Consider the following 25,031-nt stretch of genomic DNA (forward strand, 5'->3'; position numbering starts at 1 on the left):
TGGTGGGCCAGTTGCCCGTTCGGTGCGCGTGGCGCATCGGCGATGCGCTTCGCCAGTATTGTTCATTTATATTCGCTTTAATACCTGTCAGGTTTGATGGGGGATTTATTTTAATGTAGGTTGATTTTTGTGGTCGGGATGGGTGGTATTGCCGTGTAATCGTTTGTAATTGATTTTTATGGATTTTTCCGGGCGGTATTTCAGGTTGCTGCATGTGATGAAAAATGCTCGTCACCGCGTAATCGGTTGTAATTGATTTCGGCGGTCAAAGGGAATGATATTGAGCTTGACGCGCTAATGACGCGTCGTCGGATTCAAATTCATAACGCTTAGTGAATGGAGATTAACCATGGCTACTGAAGTCACTCTTGCATCGAGCGCACAGGACATCAACATCATCGCGGTGATCGATACGGAATGGGTCAAGAAGACGTATCCGAACCCGAGCCAGGATCAGACCAAGCCGACCGGCATCGCCCACAATGGCCAGTTCCTGATTTGCACCGGCGCGCGTGGCATCAAGGGGCAGGGTACGGCCGACCTGGAAATCACCGCATACCCGGGTGACCGCGTCCAGTTTACCGGCGTGTCGATCTACGACAACTCCGACGATGCCGTGATCATCTACAACATCCCGCGCTATCAAGGCGATGAGGTATTCAATCCGTTCGTCTGCAACACGGTCGTCCGCAATGGCGCGGTGGAACCCAACCCGGATTCGGGGACCCGCAATGGCCTCCCGCCGCTGAAGAAACAACTCACGTTCGCGACTTTCGACTCGTCGGTCCGGAAAAGCGGCACGGAATATTTCGGCGTCTGCTTCGCTCTTTACAAGCTCGTCGGCGGGCAAAACCAGGAACTGTTCGGCTACTACTGGTGGGATCCGAAGATCGTCGTTCCGGCCTGACCCGCTCCTGTCGGCTTCAGCTCCCGAGCAGGCGCAAACGCGTGCAAGCAGGGGCAGGACGCGCGCCGTTTCAGCGTAAGCGGGACATCCTCCGCCGCTCGTGTCGGAAGTCGGCGGGGCAGGATCGTGCCCACGATCATTGTCGTGGGCACGACAATTCAGCCAGGCGCCGCGCCGCGCCGCGCCGGGCGAGCGCGGTTGCACGGCGCCGCACAGTCTTGTACGGTGAGCGTTCGTCGTTCGAACCGGGAGCCCGCCGCGTGAGCCGTATTGCCAACCGATCCGCCGTACCGTCGCCGTTCTGGCGTGATGCCGCGTTGCCGTTCATCGAGGCGCGCACCGTCGACGACGGGCGCGCGATCTGCTACGCGAAGCACACGCACGACACGTTTTCGGTGGGCGCGATCGTCGGCGGCACCAGCACCTACCTGAACGGCGCGACGAACGAACACGTCGGGCGCGGCGTGCTGGTGATCATCGATCCGGAACAGGTGCATGCGTGCAATCCGTACGGCCCCGACGCGTGGGCATACCGGATGGTCTATGTCGACGTGCCGTGGCTCGCGCGGCTGCAGCACTCGCTCGGCCGAGATCCGAACAGCGATTTTCACGGCTTTTCGCCGAAGTTGACCGAGCGGAACGACCTGTTCGCGCAATTTGGCGGTTTCTACCGCACGCTCGTCGCGCCCGGCATCGATCCGCTCGGCAAGGAGAGCGCGGCGGTCGAGTTCTTCACGGCGCTGCACGGCGCGCTCGATCGCGAGCTGCCCGACCCGCGCGCCGGGGACGACAACGCGCGGCTCGCACGCGCGGCCGACTACATCGCCGCGCATTGCCGTGAGGGCGTCACGCTCGATGCGATCTGCGCGGCGGCCGATTTGTCGCCGTCGTACCTGATCCGCGCGTTCAACGCGCGCTACGGGATGACGCCGCATGCGTTCCTGATCGATCGCCGCGTGCAGTACGGCCGCACGGAGCTGCGCCGCGGCCGGCCGATCGCCGACGTCGCGCTCGACGCGGGCTTTGCCGACCAGGCGCATTTCCAGCGCGCGTTCCGGCGGATCGCAGCCGCGACACCCGGGCAATACCGCAGCGCGACGAACTGAACGGCGGGCCACGCCGGCCGCCGCCCGTTCCCGACACGCGCTGCGTCAGATGTCGAGCAGATAAAGCGCGCTGCCGGCCAGCAGCAGCGCCATCAGCCGGTTGAACACGCGCATGCGCCGCGCGTTCGCGAGCCGGTGCTGCAGCGACGCGCCTGCATACCCCCAGCACGCGATCGACGCGAAGCAGATCACGAGATACAGCGCGGCGAACTGCCAGACCAGCGCGCGGTCGCCGTCGGCCGCATACGCGCCCATCGCGGCCACGCACGCGAGCCATGCCTTCGGATTCAGCCACTGCAGCGCCGCGCCGGACGCGGCCGACGGGCCGGCCACGTCCGGGTCGGCCGACAGCCGGCCGTCATCGAGCGCGAGTCGCAGCGCCATATACAGCAGGAACGCGATGCCCGACCACTGCGTGGCGGTCGTCAGCACGGGCCAGCGCGCGAGCGCCTCGTGCAGCCCGAGGCCGATCAGCAGGAACAGCGCGACGAAGCCGAGCGTCGCGCCGGCCGCGTAGCGCAGGCTCGCGCCGAGGCCGTGGCGCGCGCCCGCACTGAGCGCGACGATGTTGACGGGGCCGGGGGTGATCGACGAGGCGAGCGCGAACGCGGCCATCGAAACCAGCATGCTCATTGGATATCTCCATGCGAAAGATCGAAAGTCGCATCGAGACTACGGGAGCCGCACCGGCCCGTATTGAAGAAAACTCCCCTCGGCGGCGCGCGGCCGCCGTCAGTGCAGGGCGCGCGGCGCGTGCGCCGGCCGGGTATCGCGCAGGTCGGCCGGGCGCAGCGGGCCGCCGGCACAGGGTTGCGTCGAGACCGAGAACCCGAACGTGTTGATGCCGCCCGAACATGCGACGAATACGCTGCCGCCGTGCATCTCGGCGACGGCCTTCACGATCGACAGCCCGAGCCCGTGGTTCTCCTTGCTGTTCGCACGGGCTTCCTCGAGCCGGTAGAAGCGCTCGAACACGTGCGAGCGCCGGACGGGGTCGATCGGCTCGCCGGGGTTCGCGACGGACATCTCGACGAGCGTGTCGCGCCGCACGATCGTCACGCTGACCGTCGCGCCCGGCGCCGAATGCTGGATCGCGTTGATCAGCAGGTTCGTCATCGCGCGGCGGAACAGCGACGGATCGACGGCCGCGCGCGCATCGCCGTGCAGCTCTGCGCGCAACTGCGCCTCGTCGAGCGGGATTTCGAGGAAGTCGAGCATGCGCCGCACCTCGTCGGCGAGCGACACGTCCTTCAGGTCGGTCGCGCGTTCGCCGCGGTCGCTGCGCGACAGGAACAGCATGTCGTTGATGATCACGCGCAGCCGCTCGAATTCCTCGAGGTTCGACTGCAGCGTCTGCTGCATCCGCTCGACCGTGCGGTCGCGGCTGGTCAGCGCGACCTGGGTCTGGCCGATCAGGATGCTGATCGGCGTGCGCAGCTCGTGCGCAACGTCCGCGTTGAATGCCTCGAGCCGCGCGTAGGTTTGCTGGATACGGTCGAGCGCACCGTTGAACGAGGTGGCGAGGTCGCGCAGCTCGGCCGGCAGCGCGTCGGTCTGCAGGCGCTGACGGCGGTTCGCGAGGCTGATCGCCGAGGCGTCCTGCGACAGCCGGTCGAGCGGCGCGAGCCCGAAGCGGGCGACCGCGCGGCTCAGCAGCAGCGCAATGATCGTCGCGATCGTGATCAGCCCGGCGAGTGTCCAGCCGAAGCGGCGCAGCATCCGCTGCGTGCGCTCGCACGAACTGGCGACGATCAGCTTCAGCGTCGGCCGCTCGCCGGCACCGGCCACCGTGACGGTCTTCGTCATCACGTCGTAGGTGCTGTGATTCAGTGCGTAGCGCTGGAATGCGCCGAACGGCGCGCCGACGGGCACGCCGTCGACGGGCGTGCCGAAGCGGAAGTCCGGATTCGGGCTGTCGACCTGGTAGCGCGTCGAGCCGTCGGGCGGTTCGAGGTCGGCAAGCTTTTCCTGCATGAGACGCCCGCGCTGGGGCGTGAGCGCATGCGACACGATCATCTCGGCGACCTTGGTGCGCGTGTCGAGCGTCGCGCGCAGTTCGGCGAACAACTGGCGTTCCATCATCACGAACAGCCCGCAGCCCACCAGCGTGAAGACGAGCAGCGACACGATGCCGAACATCGCCGACAGCCGCCGGACGATCGAGCGTTTCATGCAGACCTCTCGCCGTCGCCGTCCTCGCGCGCCTCGAGCACGTAGCCCATGCCGCGGATCGTGTGCAACAGCTTGTCCGCGAACGGGCCGTCGAGTTTCGCGCGCAGGCGCTTGATGGCCGTCTCGACGACGTTCGCGTTGCTGTCGAAGTTCACGTCCCACACGAGTTCGGCGATGGTCGTCTTCGACAGCACTTCGCCGCTGCGCCGCGCGAGCACGCCGAGCAGCTGGAATTCCTGCGCGGTCAGGTCGAGGCGCGTGCCGTCGCGGCTCGCGCGGCGGCCGATCAGGTCGACCCGCAGGTCGCCGATCGAGATCAGCGTCGATTCCTGCACGCGCGCGCGGCGCGTCAGTGCGCGCAGCCGTTCGATCAGTTCAAGAAACGAGAACGGCTTCGTCAGGTAGTCGTCGGCGCCGCCGCGCAGCCCGCGCACGCGGTCGTCGACGCGGTCGCGCGCGGTCAGCATGATGACGGGCGTCTGCTTCTGGGCGCGCAACGCGCGCAGCACGCCGAAGCCGTCGAGTTTCGGCAGCATCACGTCGAGCACGACCACGTCGTAGTCGAATTCGACGGCTTTCCATGCGCCGTCTTCGCCGTCGAGCGCGGTGTCGACGACCCAGCCTTCTTCGGTCAGGCCGCTCTTCAGGTATTCGACGACTTTCGGTTCGTCTTCGACGATCAGGACTTTCATGTTCGAATCCGTTGTCCGGGTAATCCGGTTAAGGGCTCGGGTGCGCTGGAGCCGGCGCCGGGGCGGCCGTGGCGACCTCGGCCGGCTCGAGTGCGCCCGCAGCGTGGCCATCCCAGCCGCCGCCGAGCGCCTTCGCGAGAAACACGACGAGCGCCGCGCGCTGGCCCTGGATCTGCACGGCCTGCCGCTCGCTCGTCAGCAACTGCTGTTCGGCCGTCAGCACGTCGATGAACGGCGTCAGGCCGCCCGCGTAGCGATCCTGCGCGAGCGACACGAGCTTGCGTGCGTCGTCGACGGCGGCGGACGCCTGCTGCGCCGCCTCGGCGAGCACCGACAATCCCGTGACCGCATTCTGCACCTCCTGGAACGCGGTGAGCACGGTCTGCCGGTAGCTGGCCTGCGCGGCAACGTAGCCGGCCTGCGCGAAATCGACGCCGGCCTTCAGCTTGCCGCCTTCGAACAGCGGCTGGCTGAGCGACCCGCCGACCGACCACAGCAACGCCGGCACGGTGAACAGGCCCGCGAAGCGCGTCGCGTCCCAGCCGATATCGGGCGACAGCATGATGCGCGGGAAATACGCGGCGCGCGCGACGCCGATCTGCGCATTCGCGGCGGCCATCGCGCGTTCGGCCGACGCGACATCGGGGCGCCGTTGCAGCACGTCGCTCGGCAGGCCGGTCGGCAGCGCCGGCGCGTTGATCGGCACGACGCGCGGCGCGATCGAGAAAGTGGGGGCCGGCGAGCCGACCAGCGTCGCGATCGCGGTTTCGACCTGCACACGCTGCTGGAGCAGCAACTGCGCCTGCGTGCGCGTCGCGTCGAGCTGCGCGCGCTGTTGCAGCAGATCGAGGCCCGATACCGCGCCGAGGTCGTGGCGTGCGCTCACGTAGTCGAGCGCCTTTTGTTGCAGGTCGATCGAGCGCTTGACGACGTCGATCTCGGTATCGAATTCGCGCAGCGCGAAATAGCTCGATGCGAGATCGGCGGTCAGCACCAGGCGCGCGTTCGCGAAATCGTCGCGGGCCTGCTCGGTGGTCGCCTGCGCCGATTCGACGCTGCGCCGCACGCGACCGAACAGGTCGAGTTCGTAGCTGACGCTCGCGCCGACCTGGATGTCGTTCTGCACGGTCGACGTGCTTTGCGTCGCGTAGTTGGTTTGCGGCCGGTCGGACGAGATCTTGAAGCGCTGGCCGCTCGCGTTCAGGCCGACGGCCGGATACTGCGCCGACGCGACCGACGCGAGCGTCGCCTTCGCCTGGTCGTAGCGAGCAGCGACCGCCTTCAGGTTCTGGTTGTTGCGCAGCGCGTCGGCTTCCAGTGCATCGAGTTGCGGATCGCCGAACGCGGTCCACCATGCCGGGTCGAGCGGCGCGCGGGCCGGCGCGGCCGGATGCCAGTACGCATCGGCCGGATCGAGCCGCCACGCGGCAGGCGTGGCGACGTCGGGCCGCTTGTAATCGGGGCCGACCGTGCAGCCGGCGAGCGCGGCCGCGAGCGCAACGGCCGTGGCGACCGACGTGGCAGCGGCGGCGGGCCGCCGGCGGATGCGCATCGCGATCACGACTTCGCCTCCGCCGCGCCGGAGGCCGGCTTCGCGGCCGGCGTCGAGACGATCACCTGATCGCCGTTCGCGAGCGCGTCGCTCGGGTTCGTGACGAGGCGGTCGTTCGGCGTGAGCGGGCCGTCGATCTCGAGCGTCTGCCCGATCGTGCGCACGACCGTCACCGGTTTCAGGCGCACCTGGCCGTTCGCGTCGACGGTCGCGACCGTCGGGCCTTCGGCGCGGAACAGCAACGTATTGGCCGGCACCTGCAGGCGGCCGACCGGCGTCATCGGCAGCGTCGCCTGCACATAGGCGCCGGGCAGCAGCCGCCCGTCCGGGTTCGGCAGCGTGATCTCGATCTGCAACGAGCGCGTCGCGACGTCGATCGCCTCGGACGTGCGCGTGATCGTCCCGTCGAAGGTCCGGCCCGGCAGCTCGGCCTGCGCGACGCTCACGTGCTGGTCGACCTTCACCTGCTGCGCGTACGCCTGCGGCACCTGCACGTAGAGGCGCAGCCGGTCCGCCTGTACGACCGTGAACAGCGAGCGGCCCGCGTTGCCGGAGCTGACGAGATCGCCGACATCGACGTTGCGCTGCGTGACGATCCCGTCGATCGGCGCGACGATCCGCTGGAAGCCTTTCAGCTCGGTGAGGCGGCGCATGTTCGCATCGGCCGCCGCGAGGTTCGCGGTGCCCTGGTTGAACGCGCCTTGCCGGTCGTCGAGTTCCTGCTGCGAGACGGCGTCGCGCTGGCGCAGTTGCTGCGCGCGGTCGAACGACGTCTTCGCGAGCGCGAGCGCGGCTTGCGCCTGCTGGCGCTGAGCGGTGGCCTGCGCGAGCTCCTGGTTCAGCTCGGGCGTGTCGAGTTCCGCGAGCAGTTGCCCCTGTTTCACGTGCGCGCCGATGTCGGCCTGCCAGCGCAGCACGTAGCCGCTCGCGCGGGCGTAGATCGGCGCCTCGACGAAGCCGCGCAGCGTGCCGGGCAGCGTCAGCTTGCCGCCGGTGGCCGCATCGACCGGATGCACGACGGTCACGTACTGGCGCGTGTTCTGCTCGGCGACCGCATCGAGCCGGTTGTGGTTCAGCACGTTGACGACGACCGTGCGCGCGGCGCCGGCGGCCAGCAGCACGCCGATCACGATCAGGACGATGCGTCCGCGTCGCGACACCGACGTGCGCGACGGCAGGTGCATGCCATGTTCGTCCACCTGGATGCCGACGGAGCTGTGATGTTTCTCTTCCATGAATTCAACCAAATCAACCGGGTAGTGGGACGAAAGTCAGTGTCCGGCCTGGCGCGCGCGCCGGCGGGCCAGCCGCGCATGCACGCCGCCGAACACGAGCGGCACGAACAACAAGGTCGACACGGTCGCGAACAGCAGCCCGCCGATCACCGCGCGGCCGAGCGGCGCGTTCTGCTCGGCGCCTTCGCCGAGACCGAGCGCCATCGGCACCATCCCGATGATCATCGCGAGCGCCGTCATCAGCACCGGCCGGATCCGCGTCGCGCCGGCTTCCAGCGCGGCCGTGAGCGGCGGCGCGCCGGCCGCGAGACGCTGGCGCGCGAACGACACAACCAGGATGCTGTTCGCGGTCGCGACGCCCACCGTCATGATCGCGCCCGTCAACGCGGGCACGCTCAGGTGCGTGCCGGTGATGAACAGCATCCAGACGATGCCGGCGAGCGCGGCCGGCATCGCGCTGATGATGATCAGCGGGTCGAGCCACGACTGGAAATTGACGACGATCAGCAGGTAGACCAGCACGATCGCCATCGCGACGCCCGCGCCGAGGCCGATATACGACGTGCGCATCGTCTCGATCTGGCCGCGCATCGTCAGCTCGGTGCCGCGCGGCAGCGTCGCGCGCGCGTCGGACACGATGCGGTCGATCTCGCCCGCGACCGCGCCGAGGTCGCGGCCTTCGACGCTCACGTACACGTCGATCGCCGGGCGGATGTTGTAGTGCGTGATCACGGCCGGGTTCGCGGTGCTGCGCACCTGCACGAGGTTGCCGAGCAGTTGCAGCGGCATGCCCGTGCGGCCGCTCGCCGAGATCGGCGTGCCGAGCAGGTCGTCGACCGACGAGATGCTGTATTGCGGGGTCTGGATCTGCAGCGGGTACTGGACGCCGGTGCGCGGGTTGATCCAGAACGACGGCGTGGTCTGAGAACTGCCGGACAGCGAGATCAGCATGTTCTGCGCGACGTTCTGCGCGGAGAGGTTGAGCTGCTGCATGCGCGTACGGTCCATGTCGGCCAGCAGGGTCGGCTCGTCGTTGCGTTGCAGCACGTGCACGTCGACGGCGCCGGGGATTTGCCTGAACTTTTTCATCAGGCTGCTCGCGATAGTCATGTTACTCGCGAGATCGTTGCCGAGCACCTGCAGGTCGATCGCGGCCGGTTGGCCGAAGTTGAGGATCTGCGTGATGATGTCCGACGGCTGGAAGAAGAACTCGACGCCGGGGAAGCGCTCGGGCAGCACCGTGCGCAGCGCCTGGATGTAGTGCTGGGTCGCGCGGTGGCCGGGCTTCAGCGCGATCAGCAGCTCGCCGTCGAGCGTGCCGATCGTGCCCGCGTTGCTGTACGACAGGTTGATGCCGCTCGCCGGCAGGCCGAGGTTGTCGACGATCGCGCCGAGTTCGTCCGGCGGCACGGTTTCGCGGATCACGCGCTCGACCTGGTCGGCGAGGCGCGCGGTTTCCTCGATCCGGTAGCCGGTCGGCGCGCGCATGTGCAGCCGGATGTTGCCGGAATCGGCATTCGGGAAGAAGTCGCGTCCGAGCACGAACACGAGGCCCGTCGACAGCACGCAGAAGCCGAGGAAGCACATCGCATAGAAGCGGCGGCGCACCAGCAGGATGCTGAGCAGCACGATGTACCACGCGCGCAGCCGCTCGAACGCGTCGTTGAACGCGTGATGGATGCGCGCGAAGCGCGACGTCGAATGGTCGGGGCCGGTGCTCGCCTGTTGCGGGCGGAACAGCAGCATCGCGAGCGTCGGCACCAGCGTGCGCGACAGCACGTACGACGCGAGCATCGCGAACACGACGGCTTCCGCGAGCGGCACGAACAGGAAGCGCGCGACGCCGGTCAGGAAGAACATCGGCACGAACACGATGCAGATGCACAGCGTCGACACGAACGCGGGCACCGCGATTTCGCCCGCGCCTTCGAGGATCGCGTCGTGCAGGTTCGTGCCGAGATGCAGGTGCCGCTCGATGTTCTCGATCGTCACCGTCGCATCGTCGACCAGGATCCCGACCGCGAGCGCGAGCCCGCCGAGCGTCATGATGTTGATGGTCTCGCCGAGCGCGGACAGCGCGATCAGCGACGTGAAGATCGACAGCGGGATCGAGATCGCGATGATCAGCGTGCTGCGCCAGTTGCCGAGGAACAGCAGGATCATCATCGCGGTCAGCACGGCGGCGATCAGCGCCTCGTGGATCACGCCCTGGACGGCCGCGTTGACGAACACCGACTGGTCGAACAGCGGCGTGATCGTGAGCCCTTCGGGCAGGGTCGGGATCACCTTCGGCAGCAGCGCCTTCAGGTCCGCGACGACCTTGAGCGTCGACGCGTCGCCACTTTTCAGGATCGAGATGAGCACGCCGCGCTGGCCGTTCTGGCGCACGACGTTGGTCTGCGGCGCGAAGCCGTCGCGTACCGATGCCACTTCACGCAGGTAGGTCGTCGCGCCGTTGACGGTCTGGATCGGCAGGTTGTTGATGTCGGCGATGGTGTCGGCCGACGCGTTCGTGTCGATCCGGTATTCGGTCTGGCCCATCTTCGCGGTGCCGGTCGGCAGCACGAGGTTCTGCGCGTTGACCGCGTTGACGATGTCGGCGGGCGTGAGCCCCTTTGCGAGCAGCGCCTGCGGATCGAGGTCGATCGCGACCACCCGCGTGCGGCCGCCGTACGGGAACGGAATCTGCACGCCCGGCACCGTGATCAGCTGCGGGCGCAGGAAGTTGAGCGCGATGTCGGCGAGCGACTGTTCGCTGAGCGTCTTGCTCGACAGCCCGAGCTGGATCACCGGGATGCTCGACGCCGAATAGGTGATCACGAGCGGCGGCGTCGCGCCCTGCGGCATCTGCCGCACGATCGCCTGCGCGGACGAGACCGTCTGCGCGATCGCCGTCTGCACGTTCGCACCCGGTTGCAGGAACACCTTCACGACCGCGATGCCGGGCAGCGACGTCGATTCGACGTGCTGGATGTTGTTGACGGTCGTCGTCAGGATCCGCTCATGGACGGACGTGATGCGGTTCGTCATCTCCGTCGCGGAGAAGCCGCCGTAATTCCAGATCACGCTGATCACGGGAATGTTGATCGCGGGCAGCACGTCGACCGGCGTGCGCATCAGCGCAAGCGGGGTGGCCAGCACGATCATGATGGCCATGACGATGAACGTGTAGGGGCGCTTGAGCGCGAGATTGACGATCCACATGGAGGCAGCGGGACAGGCGGTGATCAGGCGTGGGTAATTGGAACCCGAATGATAGGCGTCGGCGTGGAACGGGTTGCTGTCGCGAAACTGGCGGAATTGTCAGGTTGGCGCGCGGCGGCCGATTGCCGATTCAGCAGAGGAAACGCACGGCGGCGCGCTGGCCGGAACACGGCCGCGATGCCGGACGAGCCGGCTGCGTCGGCGGCGCTTTCGTTCATTGGCCCGCGCTCAGATCTGCTCCATCCCGACGCGCGCAAGCGCCCCCAAATCGACGACGTCGATCTGGTTGTACGCGAGCCGCAGCGCGCCGAGCTTCTCGAGCTGCTGCAGCGCCTGGTTGATCCGCTGCCGCGATACGCCGACGAGCATCCCCAGTTCCTCCTGCGAAATCGACAGCGACGGGCCGGTGTCCGGATACAGGTCGGGGTTGAACAGTTGCGTGAGCGCCTGCGCGACGCGGGCGTCGACGTCCAGCAGCCGGCTGTTCTGGATCGACGCGATGAATTCGCCCATCCGGTTGTTCAACTGGTGGATCACGAAGCGCGTGAACGGCAGGCTCGTGTCGAGCAGCGCGTGGAACGTGTCGACCGGCACGAACAGCACGGTCGAGCGCTGGATCGCGACGACCTCGTACTTGCGCAGCTCGCGCTTGATCACGCTGCCTTCGCCGAACCAGCCGCCCGACGGCACGCCGGAGAACGTGCAGCCGCGCCCCGACGCATTGAAGATCGCGAGCTTCAGCAACCCGCGGTGTACGCCGATCCAGTATTCGGACGGCGCGAGCCGGTGGGCGATCACGTCGCCGGCCTCGCACTGCTCGACGCGCGACTGGGCGAGCACGAGCGCCTGGTGTTCGGGCGCGAGCGTGCGGAACCACGCGCATTGGCCGAACAGCGTGGCCAGCGGCGGCAGCGGGCCCGGTTCGGGAAGGGTGTCGGCCGGGTAGGCGGGCGCGTCGGACGGGGCAGCGAGAGGGTCGTGCATGGATGCGGGTTTGCGAGGATAGGGATAACGCGCAGCGCGTGAAAGGCACTCTGTCGTTTCGATGACAGACGGCTCACAATAGCGCCCGTTAGGCTGTCGGCAATTGAACCACATCAAAACGATCCGGGGTGGCTGTGCCCCGGTCGACAGGACAAGGGAGACAGGATCATGACGCAGATGTTCGAGGCCGGACTCGGCCGCCGCGACGCGAATTACGTGCCGCTCACCCCGATCGACTTCCTGGTCAGGACGGCCGAAGTCTACGGCGAGCGCCTCGCGATCGTGCACGGCGACGTGCGGCGCACCTGGGGCGAGACCTACACGCGCGCGAAGCAACTGGCGAGCGCGCTCGCGCGGCTCGGCGTCGAACGCGGCGACACGGTCGCGGCGATGCTGCCGAACATCCCGGCGATGGTCGAGGCGCACTTCGGCGTGCCGATGGCCGGCGCGGTGCTGAACACGATCAACACGCGGCTCGATGTGTCGTCGGTGCTGTTCATGCTGCGTCATGGCGAAGCGAAGGTGCTGATCGTCGATACCGAATACGCGGAGTTCGCGCATCGCGCGGCGCTCGAGGTGCCGGGCCTGAAGATCGTCAGCGTGGCTGACGCGATGCCGGCCGACCCCGCCCGTTTCGCGAGCGCGACGGATTATGAGGCGCTCGTCGCAAGCGGCGACGCCGACTACGCATGGACGCCGCCCGCCGACGAATGGGATGCGATCGCGCTGAACTACACGTCCGGCACGACCGGCGACCCGAAGGGCGTCGTCTACCACCATCGCGGCGCCTATCTCGCGGCGATCAGCAACATCCTCGAATGGGACATGCCGAAGCACGCCGTCTACCTGTGGACGCTGCCGATGTTCCATTGCAACGGCTGGTGCTTCCCGTGGGCCGTTGCTGCGCGCGCGGGCGTGAACGTCTGCCTGCGCAAGTTCGACGCGAAGACGGTGTTCGACCTGATCCGCCGCGAACGCATCACGCACTACTGCGGTGCGCCGATCGTGCAGAGCGCGATCGCGAACGCGCCGGCCGAATTCCGCGAAGGCATCGACCACACGGTGCACGCGATGGTCGCGGGTGCGGCGCCCGCGCCGGCCGTGATCGCGAAGATGAAGGAGATCGGCTTCGACCTGCTGCACGTGTACGGGCTGACCGAGGTCTACGGCCCGGCGACCGTGTGCGCGAAGCAGTCGCACTGGGAGGAACTGGGCGACGAGGATCGCGCGCGGCTCAACGCGCGCCAGGGCGTGCGCTACCACCTGGAAGCGGGCGCGACGGTGCTCGACCCCGACACGATGGCGCCGGTGCCGGCCGACGGCGAGACGCTCGGCGAGATCATGTTCCGCGGCAACATCTGCATGAAGGGCTACCTGAAGAACCCGAAGGCGACCGACGACGCGTTCCACGGCGGCTGGTTCCATACCGGCGATCTCGCGGTGCTGATGCCGGACGGCTATATCCGGATCAAGGATCGCAAGAAGGACATCATCATCTCGGGCGGCGAGAACATTTCGAGCATCGAGGTCGAGGATGCGCTGTACCGGCATCCGGCGGTGGCGGTCGCGGCCGTCGTCGCGATGCCCGACCCGAAATGGGGCGAGGTGCCGTGCGCGTTCGTCGAGCTGCGCGAAGGCGCGAGCGCGACCGAGGCGGAGATCGTCGCGCATTGCAAGCAGCTGCTCGCGGGCTTCAAGGTGCCGAAGGCCGTGCGGTTCGGCGAACTGCCGAAAACGTCGACCGGCAAGATCCAGAAATTCCAGCTGCGCAATGCGGTGGGATCGGACAAGGCAATCGATCTGGCGGGCGGCGACGTGCCGGGCAAGAAGACGCAGTAATCCGACACGCTCGCTGCGCCGGCGGTCGCACGTCGTCGATCCGGCGGCTGTGCCGCCGGGCCACCAACGTTCAGGCTTGGATCGTCATCAGCGCGGGCAGCGCCGTCACGTCCGGCTGTTCGTCGAGATGCCACAGCCAGTCGATCGCGCGGCGCGTTTGCGCAGGCTTCCAGTAGGCCTGAACGCACTTCGCGAACTTGGTTTCGAAATTCGCGCGCGTCATCGGATGGTGCGGAAAGCCCGGCAGGTCGTCGACTTCCCGCGTGAACCGGCGCCCGTCGTCGGTCACGGCGGTCACGCGATTCGGCGCGTATTGCGGAAAGCGTGCCGTCAGCGCGGGGTCTTCCACGACCGTGATCCGTTCGATCAGGGCGTGCAGCTTCGGGTCGCGCAGCGCCGCCGGGGTATAGCTGGCGGTCGTGATGTCGCCGTCGAGCATTGCGCGCGCAACGATGTAGGGCAGGCTGTGATCGGCCGTCTCGCTGGTTTCGGGCGCCCATTTTTGCCGGTCCTTGCCCGCGGTGACGTAGCCGACCCGCGTCGTCGCGACCTCGATGCTGCGGATCCGCGCGAGATCGCCGACTTGCGCGGCGACGTCGATCGCCGCCGGAATCGACGTCTGCGTGAGCCCTTGCGCCGGGTAGAACTTCACGATGCAGTCGTTGATGCGGAACCGCCCGCCGCGCCCGCCGAACTGCGTCAGGTCGACGTCGAATGCCCCCGAGATCTGCCGGAAGAAGCCGGCGTTGCCCTCGAAGATCGGCGACGGGCCGGTCAATCCCTCACGTGCCAGGCGCGTCGCGAAGATCGCATTGCGCGCGGCGTCCGCATCGGCCAGCGCCTTCCAGTTCGACAGTTCCTGGATGCGCGTCTGGTTGAGGGCCATGTGTCCGTTGATCGCAAGATTCACGGCCTGCACGAGCTGCGGCCGGGTCAATGCCATCAGCCGGCCGGTCGCGAGCGCGACGGCAGGCAGGCTGTAGCACGTGTGGTCCCAGCCGCGCGGGCTGATCGCGGCCGCGTCCATCAGGCGGCAATTGATTTCGTAGGCCAGCGCGATCGCGAGGATCAGGTCGCGGCCGCTGCCGCGCTGCGCTTCGGCCACGGCCAGGCACGGCGCGACGTTGTCGCTCGGGTGGCCGGTTTCCTTGCCCGCGTACGCGTCGTTGAGGTCGAAGTAGCGGAGCGCCGCGCCGTTGGCGAACGCGGCGAGATCGGGCGTCGTGCGTTGCGCGGTGCCGAGCAGCGTCGACGCGCCGCCGCCCGTTGCGAGCGCAACCTGTCGGGCGATGCGGACCGGCGCTTCGTCGTGGGCCGCGATCGCGCAGCCGAGCGCGTCGATGAAATGTGATTTGACGGTCTCGACGGTGGCCGCGTCGAGATCCTCGTAACGGAGCGATGCGGCGTAGTCGGCCAGCCGATGGGCGAGGTTGTCGGGCGATGCGGGCGTCTGCGCATACGTGCGCAACGGCAGGGCGCCCGCGACGGCGGCGCTGGTCAGGGTGGACAGGAAGTGGCGTCGGTTCATGTTCTGGAGCATCGGGAAGGAGTGGTCGGAAAACGTGCGCACGGAAGTCGGACGGGGCGCTAGAACAGCTTGCGCATGCCGACGGCGACGCCGAGCGAACTGTTGCGGTTGCTGGCGAGCGAATAGTTGAGGATGCGGTAGTTGTAGTTGTCGAAATCGAGCGCGGCGCGCCATGCGTAGCCGCTGGTCAGATAGAGCGTGGTGGCTTTCGACAGCGCGTAGTTGAACTGCACCGTGATCTGCTTCGGGTTCTCGGGATCCGGGGCCGGCTGGCCGGCCGCGGGATTCTGCTTGCCGATGTCCTCGTAGTAGAACGCGCCGATCACCTGCAGCACGGGCGAGACCTGGTAACGCGTGCCGAGCCAGTAGAAGTTGAAGCGCGTGACCACGCCGGGTGTCGTCACAGTGCCGTTCGCATGGGTGAAGCCCGCGATCAGTTGCGCCGCGCCCACCGTGTAGATCGCGGAGGCCGCATAACGCCGGAAATGGGTGATGTCGGCGGGCTGCGTGCCGTTGACGTTGTCGTAGGCGGCGGCCACCGACAGCGCCGCCCCCGTGTATTCGAAGCCGATCCCCGAGGCCGCGCCGCTGCGAAACGATCCCGGCGTGCCGCCGAAGGCGTAGTGCGCCTGGATCGCGACCGGCCCGAAGGTCACGCGGTACTTCGCCATGCTGTTCTCGCGGAAGTTCAGGCCGACGATCGCGCCGGCGGGCTCGTAGATCGTCGAGTACGCGATGGTCGGCGAATAGTGTTCCATCACGTCGAACAGCGTCGTGTACTGGCGGCCGAGGCGCAGCGTGCCCCACTTGTCGTTTTGCAGCCCGACCCACGCGGAACGATCGAATCCGCCGGAATTGGTGCCGCTGTTGAGGTTGATCCCGCTTTCCAGCCGGAACACGGCCTGCCAGCCGCCACCGAGCGCTTCCGAGCCCTTGATGCCCCAGCGGGAGCCGCTTTTGCCGCCCGAGCCCATCCGCACGAGCGACCCGGAGCCGCCCGGCGTGGTGGCGTTCTGGTGCGTGAGGGTCTCGAGGTAGATGTCGGCGACGCCGTACAGCGTCAGGCTGCCCTGTGCGCTCGCGGTGGCGGAGGCCACCCCGAGGCCGCACAAGGCGAACAGCTTCTTCTTCATCGTTGTCTCCTGTTTTTTGATGTTGTTGTGTCAGTCATGCGAGTCGACGCGGCGGCCGGCGTGCGAGACGCACGACGCGCCGGCCGAAGCGGCGACGGGTACCGCCGCGTGGCGGCCGGCGACGCACGTTCGCCGGTACGCCGCGCGCGTGAACGGGCGCTAGCGGGGCGCGCCCTGCGCGTGGCCCGGCTGCGCCTGGCGCCGCGCGAGCACACGTCGTGCGCGCTCGACTACCGGCGCGTCGACCATCTTTCCGCCGACGCGCAGCGCGCCGCGCCCATCCGTGCACGCAGCTTCGTACGCGTCGATCAGCGTCTGCGCGGCCTGGATCTCGTCGTCGGTCGGCGCGAATGCGCGGTTCAGGATCGGCACCTGCGCGGGGTGGATGCAGGTGGCGCCGGCGAATCCCATGGCCTTCGAGCGCTGCGCCATGCGGGCGAATGCATCGAGATCGTCGAGCGAGTCCGGCGTGCCGGCGAGGCCAAGCGGCAGCACGCCGGCCGCGCGCGCGGCGATGACCAGCAGCTGCTTGGGTACGTTCAGCACGTCCGCGCTCGCGTCGCTCTCACAGTGCAATGCGAAATCGCCGCCGCCGAGCGTCAGTGCCGCGATGCGCTGCGACGCGCGGGCGATCCGCGCTCTCGCCTCGAACGCACCAGGCGTCTCGATCATCGCGATCACGCGGATCGCGCCGTGCGCGACGCCCTGTTCGTCCTCCAGTTCGCCGAGCAGCGTGTCGATCGCCTCGAGGTGCGACGCGCCGAGGACCTTCGGGATCGCGACGCCGTCGGCCCCGGCGGCAACCGCCGCGCGCAAGTCGTCCGCGAGCCATTGCAGCGAGCCGTTGACCCGGACCAGCACGTCGCCGCCCGCGGCCTTCAGGCGCGGTACGGCCGCCGCCAGTGCGTCGCGCGCAAGCGCCTTCCGGTCCGCCGGCACGCTGTCTTCGAGATCAAGCAGCAACGCGTCGGCGCCGCACGTCGCGGCCTTGTCGACGAAGCGCGGGACGTGGGCCGGCACGTACAGCAGCGAGCGCCAGCCGGGTGCGTTGCAGGTGAGGTTTTTCATGGCAATCCGTAAAAATGAAAGTGACTTTCATTTTTGTGCGGATCGTGAAGGTTCGTCAATATCGAGGTTTACCCGAAAAAACAACGGGAATATGAGGATTCTCAGGTGATGATCGATCCGTTGCCTGTTGACACGGCGAGTCGCATCCATAAAAATGAAAGTCACTTTTGTTTTTGTGCGGATGTGCCCCGATGCCGTCCGTCCCGGTTTCTCTTTGCGAGGTAGGTATGAATGCTCAGGCAGATGGCGGCGTTTCGGCCGTCAATCGCGCATTGTCGGCGCTGCTGGCGTTCGGCGATGCGCCGAACGGATTGATGCTCGCGCAGGTCAGCGAGGCGACGGGGCTCAACATGAGCACGTTGCTGCGCCTGTTCGAATCGCTCGAGATGTTCCAGTTCGTCAAGCGCATGCCCGACGGCCGCTATGTGCTCGGGCCGGCCACCTTCCATCTCGGCATGATGTATCGCGAGTCATTCCAGCTGCGCGAGCACGCGGTGCCGTTACTGACGAGGCTGTCGGAGGAAACCGCCGAAACCTCGGCGTTCTACGTGCGCGACGGCGACGAGCGCGTCTGCCTGTTTCGTGCGTATGCCCAGCGTGCCGTCCACACCAACGTGCGCGAAGGCGACCGTTTCCCGCTCGAGGTCGGGGCGGCCGGCCGGATCCTGCTCGCGTTCTCGGGCACGCGTGGCGGTGATTACGACAAGGTCGCCGAGCAGGGCTACGCGGTGTCGATCGCGGAACGCGACCCGGAGAGTGCGGCGATCGCCTGCCCGGTATTCGGGGTGGGCCGTTCGCTCGCCGGCGCGGTTTCGCTGGGCGTGCCGCGCTATCGCTTCAACAAGAAGGTGCTCGCCGATTACCTGCCGCGCGTGCAGGCCGCGGCGAGCGAACTGACCCATACGCTGGGCGGCGATCTGCCCGTGTCGGCCAGCGTGCCCGCGGCAATCGGCCCGCAGGGCGAATTGCAGGATTAATCCACCAGGAGAGTCTTCATGTCGGAACCCTTGGCGCAAGCCGGAATCGAGAGCGCCAGTCACGCGGGCCGTATCGGCCCGCTCCACGCCCGCCAGTTCGACGCCGCCGCCGCCGGCCCGTTGTCGGGCGTGCGCGTGGTCGACCTGTCGCGGCTGATGGCGGGCAATATGCTGAGCGTGCAGCTCGCGGATTTCGGCGCGGATGTCATCAAGGTCGAGCCCGAGCAGGGCGATACGCTGCGTGCGGTCGGCGCGGGCGGTATCAGTACGAACTGGAAGGTATACGGGCGCAACAAGCGCAGCGTGTGCGTCGATCTGCGCACGCCGGAAGGCATCGACATCGTGCTGGCGCTGGTGCGCGATGCCGACGTGTTCATCGAGAGCTTCAAGCCCGGCGTACTCGAGCAGATGGGCCTCGGCCCCGACGTGCTGCTGGCGGTCCGCCCGAAGCTCGTGATCGCCCGCATTTCCGGGTGGGGGCAGACGGGGCCGTACCGCCACAAGCCCGGCTTCGGCACACTCGCGGAAGGTTACTCGGGCTTTGCGGCGATCAACGGCTTCGCCGACCGCGAACCGGTGCTGCCGCCGATGTTTCTCGGCGACATGACGGCCGGCCTGTCGGGCGCGATCGCCGTGATGGTCGGATTGTGGGCGCGCGACGCGAACGACGCGCCGGGCCAGGTGATCGACGTGTCGTTGTTCGAGCCGCTGCTGTCGATCCTCGGGCCGTCCGCGGCGAACTATGCGATGACCGGCAGGGTCAAGCCGCGCACGGGCAGCCGCTCCACCAACACGGCGCCGCGCAATGCGTATCGCACGCGCGACGACCGGTGGCTGTGCCTGTCGAGCTCGACGCAGACGATGGCGGAGCGCCTGTTTCGCGCGATCGGGCGGCCCGATCTCGTGGACGATCCGCGCTATCGCACCAACGTGCTGCGCGTGCAGCATGCGCAGCAACTCGACGAGATCGTTGGCGGCTTCATCGCGGCGCGCGATCTGGCCGACAATCTCGCGTTCTTCGAGGAGGCGGGCGTCACGGCCGGCCCGATCCATGATATTAGCCAAGTTGTTCAGGATCACTACGTGATAGGGCGTGAGGCGCTGGTCAACGTACCGGATGAAGACGTCGGCACGCTGCCGATGCACAACATCGCGCCGCGCTTCTCGCATACGCCGGGCACGTTCCGGCGGCCGGCGCCGCGGCTCGGCGAAAACAATCGCGAGATCCTCGTGCCGTTGCTGGGCGAGCGCGAATTCGCACGCCTCGCCGAACGCGGGGTGATCTGCCACGGATGACGACGGACGGGCACGTGCATCCACGGCCCGCGACAAACACAATCGAGGAGACTTTCGACATGAACCCGCGCTGGAACCACCGGCCGCCCGGCTCGAACTGGGGCGATTTTGGCGACGACGACCAGAAAGGGCGTCTCAACTGGCTCACGCCGCAGAAGACACTGGAGGGCGTGCGCGAAGTGCGGGAAGGCCGCGTGTTTTCGCTCAGCCTGCCGCTCGACGTGCCGCACGGCGGCGGGCTCAACGCGCGGCGGCGGCCGCCCGCGATCATGCCCGCGCTGCTGCACGACAAGCCGTACTTCGGCTATCGCGCGGACGAGCAGGTGGCGCATGCCACGGACGTCGTATGCGACGACGCGTTCTGCCTGCATTCGCAGTTCTCGACGCAATGGGACGCGCTGTCGCACGTCGGCGGCCTGTTCGACGCGGACGGCGATGGCGATGCGGAAGCGGTGTTCTACAACGGCTTCCGGATGGGCGAGCACGTGCGGGTACCCGAGGCCGGTGCGCAGGTGGGCGGCGCCCGCGCGCTCGGCATCGAGCACATGGCCGCGAGCGGCGTGCAGGGGCGCGGCGTGATGATCGACCTGCGGCATCATTTCGGCGATACGCGTCGCAAGGTCGGATATGACGACCTCATGGCGGTGATGCGGGCCGACGACGTCGTCGTCGAGCGCGGTGACATCGTCTGCCTGCATACCGGCTTCGCCGACCTGCTGCTCGACGCCGAGGTGCCGGGCCGCGCGCTCGACGTGCACGCCGCTTGCTGCGTGCTCGACGGCGACGATCCCCGCTTGCTCGAATGGATCGACGTGTCCGGGCTCGCCGCCCTGGTCGCGGACAACCACGCGGTTGAAGAGCGTCCGCGGTCGCCGCTGCCGCGTGCCGAACGCGGCCCGCTGATGCCGCTGCACGCGCTGTGCCTCTTCAAGCTCGGCATCCATCTCGGCGAGCTGTGGCACCTCACGCCGCTCGCACGCTGGCTGCGCGAACGCCGGCGCAGTCGCTTCCTGCTGACGGCGCCGCCGCTGCACCTGCGCGGCCTCGTCGGCTCACCGGTCAATCCGGTCGCGACCGTCTGAACGCGGCGCGACACCCCGCATTCCTTTCCGGAGACAGCAGCATGTCCAACTCAACCGCGCTTGCCGTGACGGCGCGCATCGACCGTCTGCCGCCGACGGCCAGCATCTGGCGCCTCGTGCTGATGCTGAGCGTCGGCGGTTTCTTCGAGGTCTACGACCTGTTCCAGATGACGTACCTGCCGGCCGGCCTCGTCAGCGACGGGATTTTTCACGTCGGCGCGAAGGGCATGTTCGGCCTGTCCGACCAGGCGACGCTCGGCGCGGCGACGTTCATCGGCCTGTTCATCGGCGAAATCGCCGTGGCGCGGCTTGCCGACCGTTTCGGGCGGCGCGCCGTCTTCACCGGCTCGCTGTTGCTCTATACGTTCGCCAGTCTTGCGATGTGCATGCAGCAGACGGCGGTAGGCATCCATCTGTGCCGGCTGGTCGCGGGCATCGGCGTGGGCGCTGAACTGATCACCATCGGCGCGTACCTCACGGAACTCGTGCCGAAGGGCATGCGCGGCCGCGCGTTCGCCGTGTGTTTCGCGATCGGCTATCTCGCGATGCCGGTGCTTGCGCTCGCGTCCTGGCTGCTGATCCCGCGTGCGCCGCTCGGCATTTCCGGCTGGCGGTGGGTGATTCTCGCGGGCGGCAGCGGTGCGGTGGTCGTCTGGTGGCTGCAATCGCGGATTCCGGAATCGCCGCGCTGGCTCGCGATGCGCGGCCGCGTGGACGAAGCCGAAGCGGTGCTTGGAAAGATCGAGGCGCGCGTCGCGAGCGAGCGTGGCGGGCCGCTGCCCGACGTGCCGCCCGTCGCGGCGGGCGAAGCAGAAACCGTGCGCGCGGTGTCGATGTGGGATGAAGGTTTGCGCGGCCGAACGCTGATGCTGATTGCGTTCAACGCGTGCCTGAGCATCGGCTTCTTCGGGTTCAGCCAGTGGCTGCCGAGCCTGCTGGCCGCTCGCGGTACGCCCGTGACGCAAAGCCTGCTCTATGCGTTCCTGATCGCGTTCGCGTATCCGCTCTCGCCGCTCGCGGCCGGGCTGTTCTCCGATCGCGTCGAGCGCAAGTGGCTGATCGTGGCGACCGCGTTCGGTGTCGCGTTGTTCGGGACGGCATTCGCGATGTCGTCGTCGGCCGCGGCCGTGATCCTGTTCGGGATCTTGATCACCTTTTGCAACACGACGCTCGCGAGCAATGCGACCGCCTATCAGGCCGAGGTTTTCCCGACCGCCATTCGCAGCCGCGCGCTGGGGTTCGTCCACTCGTTCGGCCGGCTGACCGGCGTGGCGAGCAGCTACCTGATCGCGCTGATCCTCGCGCATCTCGGCGTGCCGGCGGTGTTCGTGCTGATCGGCGCAAGCATGCTGGTCGTGATGTTGTCGATCGGGCTGTTTGGTCCCCGCACCAATCGCCGTTCGCTCGACGAGATCGCGGCGCCGGCGGTTGCACGGCAGGGCGCGGCGGAATCGGGTTCGGCGGGCCGGTATCGCGCGCCGGCCGTGCGCGCGAGACAGCGGTAGTCCGGGCGCGACCGCTTCCGCGCGGCGCGTGCCGGGTTCGGCGGCGACGCGTCAACCCGTCAACCCGTCAACCCGTCAACCCGTCAACCCGTCAACCCGTCAACCCGTCAACCCGGAATGAGCCACGCGATCACGAGATACCGGGCGACCTTCGCGATGGTGACGATCGCGAGGAACGACGGCAGCGGCTCGCGCAACACGCCGGCGATCATCGTCAGCGGATCGCCGATCACGGGCGCCCAGCTCAGCAGCAACGACCAGCGGCCGTAGCGCGCATACCAGCCCTCGGCGCGCGCGAGCGCGGCCGGCTTGACTGGAAACCAGCGACGCTCGCGGAAGTGCTCGATGCCGCGCCCGAGCGCCCAGTTGATCACGGAGCCGGCGACGTTGCCGAGGCTCGCGACGAGCACCAGCGCCCACACGGGTTCGCGCCCGGCGAGCAGCAGGCCGGCGAGCACGGCTTCCGACTGGAGCGGGAACAGGGTCGCGGCGACCATCGACACGGCGAACAGGCCGCCGTAAGTGAGCAATTCGGACATCGCGCGATTGTACCGGGCACGCGCCGGCCGCCCTGGGGCACCGGGTCACACGTTCGTGCGTTCATGCGTTCATGCGTTCATGCGGCGTCGGCCGTGCCGAACAGCAGGTGCGAGATCACCGACTTGTCGACGGGTTCGTCGTTGAGCGTGCTGGCCAGCAGTTCGCCCGCGAGTTGCTGGGGCGAAAACACCATGTCGGGTTTCAGGAGGCGCAGCCGTTCGAGGTTGCGCTGCTGGTTCACGAGCGCGACCGTGCGTACCGACGGTGCAATCTCGCGGATCGCGAGGATGATGAAGGCGTTCTCGGCGTCGTCGGAGCGCAGCGCGAGCACGGCGCGCGCGGTCGCCGCGCCGGCGCTTTCCAGCACCGCGTGGTCGGTCGCATCGCCGACGATCAGGTCGGTCGTGGCCGGATAGTTATGCTCGACGCCGGCCGGCACGACGACGGTCACCGCGTAGCCGCGCTTGCGCAGCCCGTCGTGCACCGCATGCGCGACGGGTGTTGCGCCGACGATCAGGTAATGATGCTTGCGGATCACGTTCGAAATTCCTCCCTTGACGATCCGTTTCAGATTGCCGCCGATCACGGGGCCGACGACCGCGCTGATCGACGTCGCGAACACCGTGATGCCGAGCACGATCACCGACGCGGTGAACAGGCGCGCGGTCGGCGCGTGCGGCACGATGTCGCCGTAGCCCACCGTCGACATCGACACGATCGAGAAATAGACGGCCGTGGCGAGATCGTGGACGGGCGGCGTGAATTCGTCGCCGAGATACAGCACGCCGAAGGTCGCGTAGATCAGCAGCGACACGATGCTCAGCAACGCGAACAGGCTGCTCGCGGCGACGCTCGCGCGGTCAAAGTGCCGCCAGTAATACAGCAGCGCGACGGCCAGCACGGCCGTATAGACGAATACCGCGTGGCTGCGATAGCCGCCGAGCACGCTGATCGCGGCGGCGGCGACCAGCAGCAGGATCGACAGCACCCACGCGACGCGGGCGCGCAGCACGATGCCGATGGCCATCGTCGCGAGGCCGGCCGCGACGACCACTTGCGGCAACACGACGAGCCCGGCGTTGTCGACGAGGTTCAGCGCATCGGCGAGCCACGCGTGATGCACGCCGAGCCGGGCATGGTCGACCACGGGGCGCAGCACCATGAGCGCATCGAGTGCGAGGAGGAGGGCGAGATACCAGTGCAGGCCGATCGGCGCGAACAGGCGCCGCAGGCGGGTAGTGAGGGGCTTCATCCAGTCGCCCGGCTGGCCGGGCATGTCCAACGAACCAGCCGCTACCCTAAAGCATTCGGCGATCGCGTGCTTTTTCGAGGGGTGTGGCGGTGGCCGCGATGAAGCCGGCCGGCCGCCCGGCGGTTCAGTTCCAGCCGACCATGATCGCGCCCATCCCGACGAGCAGCCCGCCCGTCACGCGGTTCATCGCGCGCATCCGCGCCGGCCGTTGCAGCGCGCGGCTCAGCCGGTGCGAGAACAGCGCCATCGACGCGACCCCGCCCGCGAACAGCACCGCGAACGTCACCGCGAGCAGCAGGAACTGCTGGTTCAGGCTCCAGTCGGCGCTTGGGCTGATGAACTGCGGAAAGAACGACGGAAAGAACAGCAGTGTCTTCGGGTTGAGGCCCGAGGTGGCGACGCCGCGCCAGAACAGCGCGCGGTGCGAGTCGGTTTCCGGCGTTGCCGCACCGGCCGGCCCGGTCGAGGCAGCGGGTGCGCCCGCCGGCGCACGGCTGAGCCATTGCTTGCAGCCGAGCCAGACGAGGTAGGCCGCGCCGGCCCAGCGGAGTACGGTCAGCGCGCGCTCGTCGAGATGCACGAGGGAATTCAGACACAGCGCGGTCAGCGCGAGTTGCAGCAGCACGGCGAGCGTGCCGCCCCAGACGCACGGCAGCGCGCGGCGCCAGCCGGCGCGCAGTGCCTGGTTCATGGTGAGAAGGTTGACGGGGCCGGGGGCGTAGACGAGAACGGCGGAAGCAGCGAGAAACGAGAGGTAAAGCCTGAACGACATGACGGGTAGGGCAGGAACAGGAACACGGGCGCCGAAGCCGCGCGGCCGGATAGGCGCGCGGGCGGCGGGGAATCGCATGCCTGCTGGCCGGCACCGCAACTCGTGATTGCGGTCGTGCGTCCCGGTGCGAGGGGGTTGTCGCGGGGAGCGTGCCGGACAACAGGCATGGGTAAAAATATAACAAGGG

The 25,031-nt window shown here is 67.8% G+C and carries 20 protein-coding genes; 7 read left to right on the top strand and 13 right to left on the bottom strand.

Annotated elements, in window-relative coordinates:
- Positions 1–349 precede the first annotated feature (349 nt).
- Both QZM67_RS01355 and QZM67_RS01360 read left to right on the top strand, forming a co-directional pair.
- Positions 350–907, top strand: coding sequence for an inclusion body family protein (locus tag QZM67_RS01355; RefSeq protein WP_175025920.1), 558 nt, complete (start codon positions 350–352; stop codon positions 905–907).
- 260 nt (positions 908–1,167) lie between these two features.
- The gene (locus tag QZM67_RS01360) at positions 1,168–2,013 is read left to right on the top strand and encodes an AraC family transcriptional regulator (protein ID WP_301800345.1); all 846 of its coding nucleotides are present in this window, start codon (positions 1,168–1,170) and stop codon (positions 2,011–2,013) included.
- Positions 2,014–2,058: 45 nt separating this feature from the next.
- On the opposite strand, the gene QZM67_RS01365 is transcribed toward QZM67_RS01360, so the two are convergent.
- From QZM67_RS01365 to QZM67_RS01395, 7 genes are all read right to left on the bottom strand, one after another.
- Entirely contained in the window at positions 2,059–2,646 is a 588-nt protein-coding gene (locus QZM67_RS01365) for a LysE family translocator (protein ID WP_043183583.1), read from the bottom strand.
- A 99-nt stretch (positions 2,647–2,745) separates the two neighbouring features.
- A complete protein-coding gene (locus QZM67_RS01370) occupies positions 2,746–4,185 on the bottom strand; it encodes a heavy metal sensor histidine kinase (RefSeq protein WP_301800346.1) in 1,440 nt (479 codons plus the stop codon).
- Positions 4,182–4,877 carry a heavy metal response regulator transcription factor gene (locus tag QZM67_RS01375; RefSeq protein ID WP_301800347.1) on the bottom strand — a complete coding sequence of 232 codons (696 nt, stop codon included), beginning with the start codon at positions 4,875–4,877 and terminating at the stop codon, positions 4,182–4,184. The genes QZM67_RS01370 and QZM67_RS01375 overlap by 4 nt, the downstream gene beginning before the upstream one ends.
- 28 nt (positions 4,878–4,905) lie before the next feature.
- On the bottom strand, positions 4,906–6,429 hold the full coding sequence (locus QZM67_RS01380) for an efflux transporter outer membrane subunit (protein WP_301801392.1): 1,524 nt from the start codon (positions 6,427–6,429) through the stop codon (positions 4,906–4,908).
- 5 nt (positions 6,430–6,434) lie between these two features.
- Complete coding sequence (locus QZM67_RS01385; protein WP_175025924.1) at positions 6,435–7,664, bottom strand: efflux RND transporter periplasmic adaptor subunit; 1,230 nt, start codon at positions 7,662–7,664, stop codon at positions 6,435–6,437.
- 36 nt (positions 7,665–7,700) lie between these two features.
- Positions 7,701–10,868 carry an efflux RND transporter permease subunit gene (locus QZM67_RS01390; protein ID WP_301800348.1) on the bottom strand — a complete coding sequence of 1,056 codons (3,168 nt, stop codon included), beginning with the start codon at positions 10,866–10,868 and terminating at the stop codon, positions 7,701–7,703.
- A gap of 228 nt (positions 10,869–11,096) precedes the next feature.
- Positions 11,097–11,852: a Crp/Fnr family transcriptional regulator gene (locus QZM67_RS01395; RefSeq protein WP_301800349.1), complete on the bottom strand. Its 756-nt coding sequence runs from the start codon at positions 11,850–11,852 to the stop codon at positions 11,097–11,099.
- 168 nt (positions 11,853–12,020) lie between these two features.
- Here QZM67_RS01395 and QZM67_RS01400 point away from each other — a divergent pair, with 168 nt between their 5' ends.
- Positions 12,021–13,691 carry an acyl-CoA synthetase gene (locus tag QZM67_RS01400; RefSeq protein ID WP_301800350.1) on the top strand — a complete coding sequence of 557 codons (1,671 nt, stop codon included), beginning with the start codon at positions 12,021–12,023 and terminating at the stop codon, positions 13,689–13,691.
- Positions 13,692–13,761: 70 nt separating this feature from the next.
- On the opposite strand, the gene QZM67_RS01405 is transcribed toward QZM67_RS01400, so the two are convergent.
- The 3 genes from QZM67_RS01405 to QZM67_RS01415 all read right to left on the bottom strand — a co-directional run bounded on the left by QZM67_RS01405 (position 13,762) and on the right by QZM67_RS01415 (position 17,420).
- Entirely contained in the window at positions 13,762–15,219 is a 1,458-nt protein-coding gene (locus QZM67_RS01405; protein ID WP_301800351.1) for an MmgE/PrpD family protein, read from the bottom strand.
- 59 nt (positions 15,220–15,278) lie between these two features.
- Positions 15,279–16,352, bottom strand: a complete 1,074-nt coding sequence (locus QZM67_RS01410; RefSeq protein WP_301800352.1) for a porin — start codon at positions 16,350–16,352, stop codon at positions 15,279–15,281.
- Between the two features lie 159 nt (positions 16,353–16,511).
- Positions 16,512–17,420, bottom strand: a complete 909-nt coding sequence (locus QZM67_RS01415) for a CoA ester lyase (RefSeq protein WP_301800353.1) — start codon at positions 17,418–17,420, stop codon at positions 16,512–16,514.
- Between the two features lie 227 nt (positions 17,421–17,647).
- Between QZM67_RS01415 and QZM67_RS01420 the strand changes: the two genes are divergently transcribed.
- From QZM67_RS01420 to QZM67_RS01435, 4 genes are read left to right on the top strand one after another with little or no spacing between them, the layout of a single operon-like run.
- On the top strand, positions 17,648–18,397 hold the full coding sequence (locus tag QZM67_RS01420; protein ID WP_301800354.1) for an IclR family transcriptional regulator: 750 nt from the start codon (positions 17,648–17,650) through the stop codon (positions 18,395–18,397).
- 18 nt (positions 18,398–18,415) lie between these two features.
- Positions 18,416–19,693 carry a CaiB/BaiF CoA-transferase family protein gene (locus tag QZM67_RS01425; RefSeq protein ID WP_301800355.1) on the top strand — a complete coding sequence of 426 codons (1,278 nt, stop codon included), beginning with the start codon at positions 18,416–18,418 and terminating at the stop codon, positions 19,691–19,693.
- Between the two features lie 59 nt (positions 19,694–19,752).
- Positions 19,753–20,775, top strand: a complete 1,023-nt coding sequence (locus QZM67_RS01430) for a cyclase family protein (RefSeq protein ID WP_301800356.1) — start codon at positions 19,753–19,755, stop codon at positions 20,773–20,775.
- Between the two features lie 41 nt (positions 20,776–20,816).
- Positions 20,817–22,280, top strand: a complete 1,464-nt coding sequence (locus tag QZM67_RS01435) for an MFS transporter (RefSeq protein WP_301800357.1) — start codon at positions 20,817–20,819, stop codon at positions 22,278–22,280.
- Positions 22,281–22,387: 107 nt separating this feature from the next.
- Here QZM67_RS01435 and QZM67_RS01440 read toward each other — a convergent pair whose 3' ends face one another.
- From QZM67_RS01440 to QZM67_RS01450, 3 genes are all read right to left on the bottom strand, one after another.
- The gene (locus QZM67_RS01440; RefSeq protein WP_175025934.1) at positions 22,388–22,819 is read right to left on the bottom strand and encodes a YqaA family protein; all 432 of its coding nucleotides are present in this window, start codon (positions 22,817–22,819) and stop codon (positions 22,388–22,390) included.
- A 77-nt stretch (positions 22,820–22,896) separates the two neighbouring features.
- A complete protein-coding gene (kch, locus tag QZM67_RS01445; protein WP_301800358.1) occupies positions 22,897–24,072 on the bottom strand; it encodes a voltage-gated potassium channel protein in 1,176 nt (391 codons plus the stop codon).
- A 124-nt stretch (positions 24,073–24,196) separates the two neighbouring features.
- The gene (locus QZM67_RS01450; RefSeq protein WP_301800359.1) at positions 24,197–24,844 is read right to left on the bottom strand and encodes a LysE family translocator; all 648 of its coding nucleotides are present in this window, start codon (positions 24,842–24,844) and stop codon (positions 24,197–24,199) included.
- Positions 24,845–25,031 lie beyond the last annotated feature (187 nt).

The organism is Burkholderia sp. AU45251, assembly GCF_030482905.1.
GTDB classification, from domain to species: domain Bacteria; phylum Pseudomonadota; class Gammaproteobacteria; order Burkholderiales; family Burkholderiaceae; genus Burkholderia; species Burkholderia aenigmatica.